At 38.2% G+C, this 12,518-nt stretch carries 12 protein-coding genes; 7 read left to right on the top strand and 5 right to left on the bottom strand.

From position 1 onward, the window contains the following. Positions 1–261: 261 nt before the first annotated feature. A complete protein-coding gene (locus tag CDZ88_RS07235) occupies positions 262–1,479 on the bottom strand; it encodes an MFS transporter (protein WP_100372904.1) in 1,218 nt (405 codons plus the stop codon). Between the two features lie 165 nt (positions 1,480–1,644). Between CDZ88_RS07235 and rluF the strand changes: the two genes are divergently transcribed. Then, positions 1,645–2,352 (top strand): 23S rRNA pseudouridine(2604) synthase RluF, encoded by a 708-nt coding sequence (gene rluF, locus CDZ88_RS07240; protein ID WP_100372905.1) that lies wholly within the window; start codon positions 1,645–1,647, stop codon positions 2,350–2,352. A 215-nt stretch (positions 2,353–2,567) separates the two neighbouring features. Here the strand turns inward: rluF and CDZ88_RS07245 are convergent, their stop codons facing one another. Together CDZ88_RS07245 and CDZ88_RS07250 are read right to left on the bottom strand one after the other, a co-directional pair. After that, positions 2,568–3,755, bottom strand: coding sequence for a pyridoxal phosphate-dependent aminotransferase (locus CDZ88_RS07245; protein WP_100372906.1), 1,188 nt, complete (start codon positions 3,753–3,755; stop codon positions 2,568–2,570). 88 nt (positions 3,756–3,843) lie between these two features. Next, entirely contained in the window at positions 3,844–4,653 is an 810-nt protein-coding gene (locus CDZ88_RS07250; RefSeq protein ID WP_232718589.1) for a S1C family serine protease, read from the bottom strand. Between the two features lie 187 nt (positions 4,654–4,840). Between CDZ88_RS07250 and CDZ88_RS07255 the strand changes: the two genes are divergently transcribed. From CDZ88_RS07255 to istB, 6 genes are all read left to right on the top strand, one after another. Beyond that, positions 4,841–5,188 carry a YojF family protein gene (locus CDZ88_RS07255; RefSeq protein ID WP_100372908.1) on the top strand — a complete coding sequence of 116 codons (348 nt, stop codon included), beginning with the start codon at positions 4,841–4,843 and terminating at the stop codon, positions 5,186–5,188. A 23-nt stretch (positions 5,189–5,211) separates the two neighbouring features. Continuing rightward, entirely contained in the window at positions 5,212–5,895 is a 684-nt protein-coding gene (gene bshB2, locus CDZ88_RS07260) for a bacillithiol biosynthesis deacetylase BshB2 (protein ID WP_100372909.1), read from the top strand. Positions 5,896–5,941: 46 nt separating this feature from the next. Beyond that, the gene (locus tag CDZ88_RS07265; protein WP_100372910.1) at positions 5,942–6,829 is read left to right on the top strand and encodes a 5'-3' exonuclease; all 888 of its coding nucleotides are present in this window, start codon (positions 5,942–5,944) and stop codon (positions 6,827–6,829) included. A gap of 429 nt (positions 6,830–7,258) precedes the next feature. Beyond that, entirely contained in the window at positions 7,259–7,777 is a 519-nt protein-coding gene (locus CDZ88_RS07270) for a hypothetical protein (RefSeq protein ID WP_198507833.1), read from the top strand. 337 nt (positions 7,778–8,114) lie between these two features. Beyond that, the gene (gene istA, locus CDZ88_RS07275; protein WP_100372911.1) at positions 8,115–9,629 is read left to right on the top strand and encodes an IS21 family transposase; all 1,515 of its coding nucleotides are present in this window, start codon (positions 8,115–8,117) and stop codon (positions 9,627–9,629) included. Next, positions 9,629–10,354, top strand: a complete 726-nt coding sequence (gene istB, locus CDZ88_RS07280; RefSeq protein WP_100374629.1) for an IS21-like element helper ATPase IstB — start codon at positions 9,629–9,631, stop codon at positions 10,352–10,354. Before istA ends, istB begins: the two co-directional genes overlap by 1 nt. A 47-nt stretch (positions 10,355–10,401) precedes the next feature. Here istB and CDZ88_RS18000 read toward each other — a convergent pair whose 3' ends face one another. Together CDZ88_RS18000 and CDZ88_RS07295 are read right to left on the bottom strand one after the other, a co-directional pair. After that, the gene (locus tag CDZ88_RS18000; RefSeq protein ID WP_100372912.1) at positions 10,402–10,698 is read right to left on the bottom strand and encodes a tyrosine-type recombinase/integrase; all 297 of its coding nucleotides are present in this window, start codon (positions 10,696–10,698) and stop codon (positions 10,402–10,404) included. 712 nt (positions 10,699–11,410) lie between these two features. Further along, positions 11,411–12,040 (bottom strand): EcsC family protein, encoded by a 630-nt coding sequence (locus CDZ88_RS07295; RefSeq protein WP_100372914.1) that lies wholly within the window; start codon positions 12,038–12,040, stop codon positions 11,411–11,413. Between the last annotated feature and the right edge of the window lie 478 nt (positions 12,041–12,518).

A 12,518-nucleotide genomic window follows, 5' to 3' on the forward strand; every position in this document is an offset into this window, starting at 1 on the left:
ATTATGTATAGGTGTTAGCCTTTAGTTGAGCTTGAAAGAGTTTATGAATTTCTTTTTCTAATTGATTAAAAGCACTTTCCACTTCTTTCTGTGCTTGCTGTACTTGTTGCCTTTCCTGGTTGGATTATGTCATGACCCATTCCTTCTATTTTCAACTAATGCAGATTCGAACTTTATCGTTCTTTATTTCGTGGTTTATATTGCTTGAATAAAGAGGAGAGTAGGTGAAAAGCTGTAGGGAGCTAATACAAAAAGCACTTTTCACCTACTCACATTTGACTCTGCAACAACCTTTGGGGCATCCGAACTTCTCACTTTAAAGGTTAATAGTAACCCTACACCTAAACAAATTGATGAAAAAAGAAAAGCTTGTTGAAATCCTCCAAAATCATCAATTAACCAACCTGCAATCATCGGTCCGATAAATTGTCCGATCGCAAAGTAAAAAGTGGCGTAACTGAAAGCTACAGGCATATCAGCTGGTTTGACTTGATCCATGCTAGAGGCTTGAACTAAGGTAAATAAGCCTGTTAATGTACTACTTAAAATGAGGATATGAACGGTGAAACCTAGCAGTGTTGGGAACAAGATTGGAATAACCATCGCAATAAATGTAAACGTCATCGTTAAAATTAATGCGGTCTTGCGCCCTATTTTATCAGAGATATGCCCCCAGATCGGTCCTGTAAAGATTGACAACAAACCATTTAAAGCCATCAACTGGCCTGCCACTTGCACACTAATTCCAGACTCAATCATAAAGCTCATCACAAATAACATCTGAATAATATAGGCTACACCGATCACTCCATAAATCATGCTGACATTAATGACTTCTTTATTTTTATAAATATCTCTAGGTCTAGACTGTTCTCCAGCTGAAGGAGACGAAGCTGTTGAAGAAGGGTTTTTAATAAAGATTAACACTGAAAGTACAATAAGCAGTCCAGCTAGTGCGAATAACCCCCAAGAAAGTCGCCAACCTATAACCGGATAACTTTGACTCAAGTAAGGGACAATGACGCCTGTAAGTAAAATTCCAATTCCAACTCCGCTTGTCGTCAGCCCGATAACTAAGCCCTTCTTTTCAGGAAACCATGCTACAAGCAACGAGATCAGCGGTGTGTATGTGAATGCTGTCCCTACTCCCAGTAAAAACATAAACATAACGGTGAGGTAATATGCGGGTGAGATCGAAATTCCAATAAAGCCGAACGTGACTAGCAACGTTCCTAGTACGATTGTTCTTTTTCCTCCCCACTTAGAAGCAAGAATCCCCGCAAAGACGACCATGCTGACATACCCCAATGAAACGACCGTACCAAGTAGTCCAGCTTCCTTGTAAGAAATCCCTAATCCCTCTCGCATAAAGGGAAGCACGACCCCGTATGAAAGTCTAGCAAACGCTAAGACAACAATGGTCGTTAGCATACCTATAACTGAATACACCCATAATCTTTTTTGTAAGCTCATTTCCATCAAGGCCACCCCTTTTATTTACGAACCTCAGATCTTGTTATGAAGCAAATGATCTATTAATCCTTTTTTTATGCTCGATCAAGGAAATTTTTTGAATCGCCCTTTAAAATAAGGTATAGTTAACTATTGAAGTCAAACAATCCTCAACTTAAGGTCGTGGTTTAAATGCGTATTAACAAATTCATAAGTGAAGCTGGAAAAGCATCAAGACGTGGTGCTGATAGATTAATTACTGAAGGTAGAGTCACAATCAATGGAAAACGTGCTGAAATAGGCAGTCAAGTTGAGCCTGGTGATAAAGTACTAGTTAATGGTGCTCCAGTGTTTGTGGCAAGAAATAACGTCTATATTGCGTTAAATAAACCTGTAGGAATTACTAGCACAACAGAAAAGAAAGTAAAAGGGAATATTATTGATTTAGTTAATCATCCACTAAGAATCTTTAATATAGGCCGACTCGATAAAGAGTCTGATGGTTTAATCCTTTTAACAAATGATGGGGATATCGTCAATGAAATATTACGAGCGGAACATAGTCATGAAAAAGAGTACCTAGTATCTGTCGATAAGCCCATCACTCCTGATTTTTTAAAAAATATGTCAGAGGGTGTCAAGATCTTAGGGACAAAAACGCTGCCTTGTGAAGTGGAACAGTTATCAAAATTTGATTTTAAAATCATTTTAACGCAAGGGTTAAATCGCCAAATCCGTCGTATGTGTGAAGAATTAGGCTACAATGTGTTTAGATTACAGAGAACACGAATCATGAATATCGATTTAGGTAACCTTCCACCTGGACAATGGCGAGATCTTTCAAAAAAAGAACGTACTCAATTATTTAGAGAACTTGATTATGAACCTAAGGAATGGTAAGTATTTTAGTTAGGACTATGTACTATAAAACATAGTCCTCTTTTCTTTTTTAGAGTCTTAAAATATACCGACTAGTAAGTATGTTATCTTCCTATCTTATCCTGTGCTTATTTAAAAAACAAGAAAATTTTCCCCTCTCATTCTAATTGTGTCCCTTTTTACTCTTCATTGAAATAAAAAAATCACTCGGATAGGGTTCCGAGTGATTTTTTTGTCTAATTTTTGATGCATTCTTGATATAAATCTTTAAATGCTTCTTTTGAACGTTCTATTTGATCAAGTGAGACACTGTATGAGAGGCGGAAATGACCTTCTCGACCGAATCCTGCTCCAGGAACGAGCAAGATGTTGAATTTTTCTGCTGCTAATTGGCAGAATGCCGTATCATCAGCGATTGGAGACTTCGGGAAGATAAAGAAACCACCTTTTGGTTCAACAAACTCAAAGCCTGCCTCTGTTAACACGTCGACCATTGCATCACGACGCTGTTTGTATCCAGATTGTTCTTGCGTTAATGTTGGTAATTGACTTATCATACGCTGAACCGTTACAGAAGCATTACCGAAACCTAGTGTGCGATTAGCAAAAACAAAGGCAGCCATATATTCACTAGCCCCGTCCATTCGCCCATCCATCGCCAAGTAGCCTAAGCGTTCTCCTGCCAACCCTAAATCTTTACTAAACGATGATACATAAAACAAGCGTTCAATCGCTGCAAACGGATTAGGAACGTCTCCGTCATAGATTAACTGACTATACGGGTCGTCATACAACACGTGAATCGTTGCTCCGAGTTCTTCTTCTTTTTCTCGCAAGACACGATTAAATGCTTCTAAATTTTCTTGAGGTAATAATTGTCCAGTTGGGTTATGAGGATTATTTAAAATTACAGCTTTCGTTCGACTCGTAATACTTTTCGAGAGAATGTCTAAGTCAATCGTAAAATCAGCAGCCAATGGACAGTATACCGCTTTCCCTTTCGCATTGTTGACATAGAATTTATATTCCACGAAAAATGGCGTAAAGATAATTACCTCATCATCTTCATTCAGAATACTACGCAAGGCAACGTTTAAAGCACCAGCAGCACCTGAGGTCATGATCACCGTTTGTTCTGATACGCCGATCTCTCCATAACGACCACTTAAGTGACTCGCTACTTTTTTTCTTGCTTCAACAAGGCCTTGGTTAGGAATATAACTATGTCCTCCTGGAAGTGGGTTGTTCGCATAGTTCCTTAAAGCTTCAAAGTACTCTTCTGGTGGATCAATGACAGGATTTCCAAGTGAGAAATCGTAAACATTTTCAGGGCCGTGAATATCCTTTAATCGTTGCCCTTCTTCGAACATCTTCCTGATCCATGAACTTTGGGTAAGATTTTGTTTAATTTCTGCTGAGATCATTATATTCCCTCCGTCATTCAATTCATAATATGTATTTCTTATAGTATACCTAACTCACATCTTCCTGTCATAACAGAATACGTTAGGTTTATCTACTTGATAATAGATCATCAAACTGCTCTTTCACTAACCGAATAGGAACAGCCAGTCCTCTTGAAGGTTCATCTGCAAAAAATCCCGGAATTGTTCTAGCATACACAACCCCGACCACAGTCCCCTCTTCCGTTAAAACAGGACTTCCGCTATGACCACCATAAATAGGAGCTGAGATTCGTAAAACTTCAAACCCACCTGTTTGTTCTAGCACAGATCCTTCATTCACTATTTGCTGCTGCATTAATGGATTCCCAATCACCAACACTCGCTCATCAAGACCAGCTGGTTCATCACTCAACGGTAAATATGGTAAGCCTTCTGCTTCTATTTTAAGTAAAGCTAAATCTAATTCATCATCACGCTCAATGATCGATGCTACATGCTGCTCACCAGATGATAATGTAACCGCAAGTGGGCCTGATCCATCGACAACATGGTCATTAGAAATAATATAACCATCTGAGCTTACAATAAATCCCGTCCCTCTAGATTGATCATGTTGAATCAAAACAACAGATTCCATGCTCTCTTGCACCATTTCGTCCTCCGAATATTCTGCTGTTCCTTGTAATAGCTTAATCGAATCTAAGCTAAAAACGTTTAACCAAATGCTAAGGACATTCACAACTAATAATAAACTAATGCTAATCGCGATCGTCCGAATGATTGTTTGTTTACGTTTTTTTAATCGGGCTTCTTCCTCATGGTCTACACCCTCTTCTTCCAATAAAAAATCTTCAAGAGGCGGTTCTTCAAATTCGTCTTCGAGTTTTTTCTTTTCATCGTCTTGATGTTCTGACAAAGCTTTACATCCCCTTTCGCTTTTCGTCACTAGACAAGTTGTTCTTATCGTATCATGTAGCTTAATTCTCTTACAATGTTCAACTACTCTACTCTGCGTATTCATGGTGTTTTACTGTTACTCTGTCGTCCGATGCATTATAATGAACGACATACCATCATAACGAGTTGAATTGGAGGACGTATTTGTGAGACCTATTACAATAGAAGAAGTACAACCATTGATCGACCAACTGGCTAAACAATCTGTCTACATACATCTAGAAACGACGAATGGCGCCTATGCTAGCCATGTAGATGAGTCGTTTTTCTCGGCTAGTGCGTATATCCGCAATGCAAATGTTAATTATGAACACGGGAAGATCATTGGTACTGGACCATTTCGAGCAGGGTTAAAGATCGAGATTGGTTGGATCTATGCCGAAGGGTTGACTCACTTTGAATTAGACGAACAGAATCGTCTCTTACTCGCAGGACACGGCATCGATGGAAAACTTGCTGTCGCATTAGAAATCAGTCAAACACCATTTAAGTAATTTCACAAAGGAGAGTGTCATTCATGAAAAAAGAGCGTCATGTTCTTGTTATCTTTCCTCATCCAGACGACGAAGCATTCGGAGTTTCAGGCACGATTGCTATGCATGCCTCGATGGGGACACCTGTCACCTATGCTTGCTTAACCCTCGGTGAGATGGGGAGAAATCTAGGCAATCCTCCCTTTGCCACAAGAGAATCATTACCAGAAATCCGTAAAAAAGAGCTTGTAAAGGCAACAGAAGCCATTGGTGTCACCGATTTACGCATGGCTGGACTACGTGATAAAACATTGGAATTTGAAGATGATCAAAAGATGACCGATTTAGTTACAGACCTCATTGATGATTGTCAGCCAAGCTTGGTCATTACATTCTATCCCGAGTATTCTGTTCACCCTGACCATGAAGCGACCGCTAGAGCTGTCGTTCGAGCGATACAACAACGAGTGAAGAGTGATCGTCCAATTCTCCATTGCGTTGCTTTTTCCAATGGACATGAAGAAAAGATTGGAAAAGCAGATATCATCAATCAGATTCAGCCCTTCGTGAAGCAAAAAATGGCGGCGTTAAAAGCTCATATCTCGCAAACGGCATGGATGATTGACGATCTTGAACAAATGCTGTCTGCGGGTGTCGACCAGCACGAAGCAATCTCATTTTTAACAGAAAAGTTTTGGACATACGACGTTGATCAATGGCAAGACTAGACAGACAGAAGAATAACTTTAGTTGTTATACGAAGGAGACATCATTTTGAACAAACCGAACTTATTACTTATCGATGGATTTAACCTACTGAGCAGAGGCTACTTTGCAACCTCTTATGGTCGTAGCGAAGAGGAACTATCTACAAATAGCGAAGGACTATATACGAACGGACTCCGTGTTTTTTTTCAAAAGTTATTAAACTTAATTACAGAACATCAAATTTCACATGTAGCTGTAGCATGGGATGTGAAACGTGAAGACTCTGTGAGAAGACAGTACGCACCGACTTACAAAGAAACGCGAAATGAGCTCCCACAGGCACTTATTCAACAATATGAAACATCGACTCGTCTACTTGAAGAAATTGGTATCAAACAAATCACTGTTTCACCTTATGAGGCTGATGACGCGATTGGTGCCTTATCTTGTTTATGGTCGAAGCGAAATGATGGCCATTGCTACATTTACAGCAATGATCGCGACTTGCTCCAATTACTTGATCACAACACCACCCAAATTATTGCGACCAAACAAGGAGAGCTATTATATACAGCGAACCATTTCACTGATGAATACGGAATTACACCTACTCAGTGGATTGATGTCAAAGCATTACTTGGTGATAAAAGTGATAATATTCCGGGTTGCCCGGGTGTCGGTGAGAAATCTGCCCTTCCTCTTATCCAACAATACGGATCTGTTGAAGGTGTGTATGAACAACTCGATGCCGAGTCACTAGATCCCGCATATAAACGCTACCAAAAGAAACTACTTTCTGGTCGTGAATCTTCTCTAATTAGCAAACGTCTAGCAACAATCATTTGCGATATTCCTGAATTAGCAGAAACGAATTTTTCTGACTTTACCTACATGAAAGATGAAGCCGTTCTTAAACAAGCTTTTGATCAAATCGAATTAAAAATAAAAGTGTAACGGCTAGGAAAATTCTCACTTGAACGTGCTCCGCAAACAGTGGTGGAAGATTTTATTTATTCTCTTTCACTTCTAGGGATTACATGTGACAGAAGAGTCGAAATGGATTGATGTCCTAAATCGTGAATCCTATCATAATGCTGATCCATACTGAGCTCCACATCATGAACAGCATGAAATCAAAGGTGCCAACCATTCTTAACTCGGTTCATACGAAGAACAAAAAGGAGACGGTGTCGCCACCATTTCACCTGACCAACAAATGAATGAAGTCCTTCAAATTCCTCTTAAATGGATCGAACGTCATGATGAAAAAGCTGAATAAAATATTCAGCTTTTTCATTTGCAATATATCGCCCCTTCCTTTATAATACTGAACTTGTGTGAACCAATAATACTAGTTTATGAGTTAAATAAAGGAGTGATTCGGTGGTACTCGCAACTCTCCAGACTGAAGAAGTCAAAGAGCCAGAGGAGCTACAACAAGACTTAATGGAATTAGAATTCCAGCTGTTTCGCATGCAAGAGAACATGAAACAAATTGCCAAACGCTGGCAAGTATTAGGCATTGAGCAAACGAAAGATGAAAAATGGGTGATTGTGTACATTTTAGATGATGGTCAGCAGTGTAAAATCATGCTGAATGACTGTGAATCCGCTTATCGAGGGATTTGGGATTTTTCTATTCAAGCGACGTACTCAAGTGACCATACGATTCATATCGGCGACATTAAAGGCGAGGAAAATAAAGGGTATGGATCAATTTGCATGCGTTATCTAAAAAACCATGCGTTTGATCAAAATGTCCGCTACATTACCGGAGACATCGCAGAGCGAGATTGGAATCATCTAGACAGACTCATCCATTTTTATGATAAACATCAATTCACTATTGATATTAACTATAACGATAAGAGTGGAAATATTGTTTGGAATCCAGCTTCATAAAAGGCTAACTGACTATCGGTTGGTCTTTTTTCTATGTGAAGAAGTTCGTAAATTTGAGCTAAACCACTTTTTATAAATCACAAAAAAATTACAAACTATAACAAATCATTTGAACGCTTTATCTAATAGATCAGTTACTTCCTTTTACATTGTAAGTGTGACATGTCCTTAGATACCAAGAGTGGTGTTTATGGCATTATAAAAATGTAGGGTATGGCACTCCTTTTATGTAGGTGGCCTGATGAGGCAGCTGCACAAAAAAAGCCACTTGCTAACATCCCAAAAATTCAATACACTTCCTGTTGGACCCAATACTGGCAGGAGGTAGTTTTAGGAGATGTTACAAGTGACCGAGATCAATTATATCAGACAAGAAGTTAATTCGAAAGGTCATTCCTATTCGGATGTGGCTAGAAGAACAAATAAAGATATCAGAACAGTTAAAAAATATGCTGACCTTGAGGAATTTCAACCAGAGAAGAAAAGGAAAAAATCACAACCAGCTCCTGTAATGGAGCCAGTGCAAGATATTGTGGATAAATGGTTGAAGGAAGATATGAAGAAGAAAAGGAAATACCGAAGGACTGCCAAACGTATCTGGCAAATGCTTGTTAATGATGAAGAATTAGATTTTAAAGGCTCTGATCGAACGGTAAGGGCCTATGTTTCTAAACGCAAAAAAGAATTATTAGACGAAAGTGAAGGTGCAGCCATCCCGTTAGAATCAAGGCCTGGTGATGCTCAGGTAGACTTTGGGGAGGCCCCCTTTAAAAGAGACGGTAAGGTCGTTGACCTTCCATATCTCGTGCTATCCTTTCCGTACAGTAACGCATTCTTAGTTCAAGTCTTTGAATCTCAGAATCAAGATTGTTTCCTAGAAGGGTTGAAGCGGTTCTTTAACCACTTAGAAGGTGTACCAAAGAGAATACGTTTTGATAATTTGTCCCCAGCTGTGAAGAAGATTCTTCCACAAGGGAAACGCGAGTTAACAGAAGGTTTTGAGAGATTTGCCCTACACTATGGTTTTGAGTATGAGTTCTGTAACCCTGGTGCAGGAAATGAAAAAGGGCATGTAGAAGCAATGGTTAAATACGTACGGAATAACTTCTTTTTACCCGAACGATCTGTGTATCAACTAGAAGAATTAAATAATAGGTTGTGGCAAGAAGCAGAGAATGATCGATACCGTCTACACTACGAAAAAAAGGATGAGATAGCTAGATTGTTTGAGGAGGATCGTGAGGCATTATTTTACTTACCCCCTAAAGAATACACAGGTAGGCGCATTGAAACATTGAAGGCAGATAAATATGGTTACGTCATTGTGAATTCAAAAAGGTATTCGACTTCTCCACGTTACGCTAAGCAAAAAGTATCGGTAGGTATTAGGTACAATCGCATTGATATCCTTACGGATCAATATGAAGTGATCGTGAGTCATGAACGCTTATATGGAGAAAAGTCTAAATCAATGATTTGGCACCCTTATCTATCACTTATGGCTAAGAGGCCAACTGCTTTAAAATACACGACTTTTTATGATCAGCTTCCCGATGCATGGCAGAAATATCTACATGAATGTACAGTCGAAGAAAAGAAAAAAGCTCTCCTTTTATTATCGACAATATTAAAGAGTAATCGCTTAGAAAGAGCGACAGAGGCCTTAGAGATGGCTTCTGAGAGGTGTCATCCATCTTCAGAGACCATAAAGCAAGTCTTCCATCAATTAGTTCATGGTCGTGGTCACAGACAAACACTTAAACTGAAAAGTACCGTACCAGCTATGCCCATAGCAGAACGTGGTATGAATCAATATGATGCCTTCTTCACCTTAGGAGGTGACAAGACATGATGCAAGAAAAGATACAGGAATATGCCAAACGTTTGAAGCTTAGTTGGATACGAGAACACTTTCATGAAGTAGATTCGAAGAATCCTCAAGACTATTTATTAACGCTTTTTGAAAAAGAAATCGAACAACGTGAGGAGAGGAAAGTTAATCTATTGCTTAAAGCGGCAACCTTGCCAAACGTATCTGGCAAACCTTTTGATTGGCAAGATATCCAGCTTGGACAAGGGTTGAACCAACAATATTTATTAAACGGTAGGTTTATAGAAACAAAGGAAAATATGGTTTTCTATGGGGGTGTAGGTGCTGGAAAGACGTACCTCTCCACGCTCATTGGCCTAAACGCCATACATAAACATGGAAAACGTGTTAAGTTTTACACTATTGCCTCCCTCGCAAATGAACTATTAGATGCCAATGAGAAAGGCACTCTTACTAAACTTTTCAAGAGGATTGAGAAGTTAGATCTATTAATACTGGATGAATTAGGTTACATCCCTTTACATAAGCAGGGAGCTGAGTTGCTTTTCCAAGTGATTTCTCTGTGTTATGAAAAAAGAAGTATTATTATCACAACGAACCTCCAATTTGGGCAGTGGAATCATGTTTTCGGAGATCCTATTCTAACAGAAGCAGTCGTAGACCGTCTGATTCACCATTCCCACTTAGTCCTTTTTGGAGGGAATAGCAATCGAATGAAAGAATCATTAGCATTAAGAGAGATGTAAGTTAGAGAAATTAGGTTGGTAAGTGGCATTCAAAAAGGGTTGCCGTTTTATACATTTTTCTCTTGCCAAATACAAAGAGTGGTTTTAATAACCTTGTGTCTTAAACGCTCCTGAACAACTTTTGGATTACTATCTTTCGACAATAAATAAGTCGCATGTCTATGCCTTAAATCATGAAACCGTATATATGGGAGATTAAGATGTTTGATACAAATGCTAAATCCGTTATTTAATAAGCTTGGTTTTAGCACTCCACCATCCTTCCTATAGAATATTAGGTCATAATCATAATACGCATCACCATACCTTTCTTTGTCTTTATCTTGTTGTGGATCTTTTGTAATTTAAGATACTCAAATGCTTTACCTGGTAGAGCTACTTTTCCCAATGAAGAGGAAGTTTTGCCTCTAACTTCTATTTCAAAGCCTTTATCTGCTTCTACAACAGTTTAATGTATCTGGCAAACACTCCTTACCCTCTCACACTCTCATATTCCTCATTATCAGCCTCTCCTCGTCACTCTAAGGAATCTCATACGATTCCTTCCATACTTATCCTCTGCCGTCTTCTTAGCGTGACAGCTTCCTATACAGGCTCTGTAGGTTGCTCATGCTTAGCCTCTTCGCCCAGTCCGCCTTGACAGGTTTTACGTGGTTCGGCTCTAGTCTTCCATCCATCTCACACCACTCACACAGTGGGTTCATGGCACTCTTCATGTCCCTTACTTTCATCCAATCCTTGCTACTATAGAATGCTTTCTCTTTCTTATCTGTTCGATTCTTCTCATACACTTTGTATCTCTCTTTTTTCTCAGATGAAACTTTCTCTTCACAAACAGAACAATAAATTTTCTTATTTAAATTCTTTTTACATCTTGAACAAGGTTTCATTGGTTTACTTGGCACTATCTCACCTACCTTCTTCATCATCTATCAGTGAATGACAAAAAGAAGCATTTAATTTAAATGCTTCTGAACAAAAAATTCACTTTATGAAAAATAAGATATATAACTGCACAATTATAAATAAAATATTCATTTGTGTTTAATTAATTTGCTATTGAGAAATAAATAGTTTTTTAGCCGCTTTGCCCACAGCCATAGTTGATGCAACATCTACAGATGCCCCTACAACTCCACCTAAAACAGGCACTACTTTAATTAAATTAATTGCACCTTTCTCCCCAAACTTTGTTATTAACCTAAATCCTACTTTTTGATTGATCTTTATGATAATAGCACTTGGAATCTTCTTGACTGCACTAACACCCATTTTTGTTCCTATATTAATACCTGTATGCTTTAAGATATCTTTAGCACCATTTCCAGCAAGAGAGACATATACTAAGGTTTTTACTTGATCGTCTTTTAAATCATATCCACCAATACATGCTATGGCAGCCACCATTCTCATTTGCACAAATATTACAGAGGCTATGTTAGCAGGAACAGCTACTGGTAAGGTAATGATTCCTCCTAATCCTGTTAAAAATCCAGATGTTCCAGCTTTAGTGTTCTGCATTCTAATTAAAGAATCAACAGCTTTCTCACTTGTAGAATGTTTACTCAGATAGTTATTAGCAAGCTCCATTGCATCAGGTGTACCAGGCAAACCGTTCATGGCTTTTTCATAAGACCAATCAAGAACATCCATCATTTTATTTTGAGTAAGATTCTTTTCACCCATAGTAAATCCTCATCTCTATTATTTTATAATATGAATTTACCATAACCAGTAAATAATTCATAGTTACTAAGAATCATATTTATTACAATTTTAATAAAATGAGGTAATATTTTTTTAAACCCCAACCAATCTTCCACTTCTATACCAAGTTATATTATTACTTTACATAATTAGGAAAATATTATCACATTTCCTTCCTTTTAAACTGATATTCTCTCCTTAGTAACATACCTCCCTATTGTTAGGAAGTTCAGCTAATCCAGAAAAGTAAGCAAACTATAGTTATTGCTGTCAAAGTAATTGGTTCATAATTTACTCTCCTATTCTTATCAACTTCTCTACTTACACTCACACACGACAAAAAAAGCATCAACAAATTAAATGCTCCGAAAAAGAAATATAAAATTTAAATTGTAAATCTAAAGTAATAAAAAGAATAATAATAAAATTGGAATAGTAATAAAGATAATTCCGAAAC

Source organism: Bacillus sp. FJAT-45037, from assembly GCF_002797325.1.
Lineage (GTDB): Bacteria > Bacillota > Bacilli > Bacillales > Bacillaceae_D > Alkalihalophilus.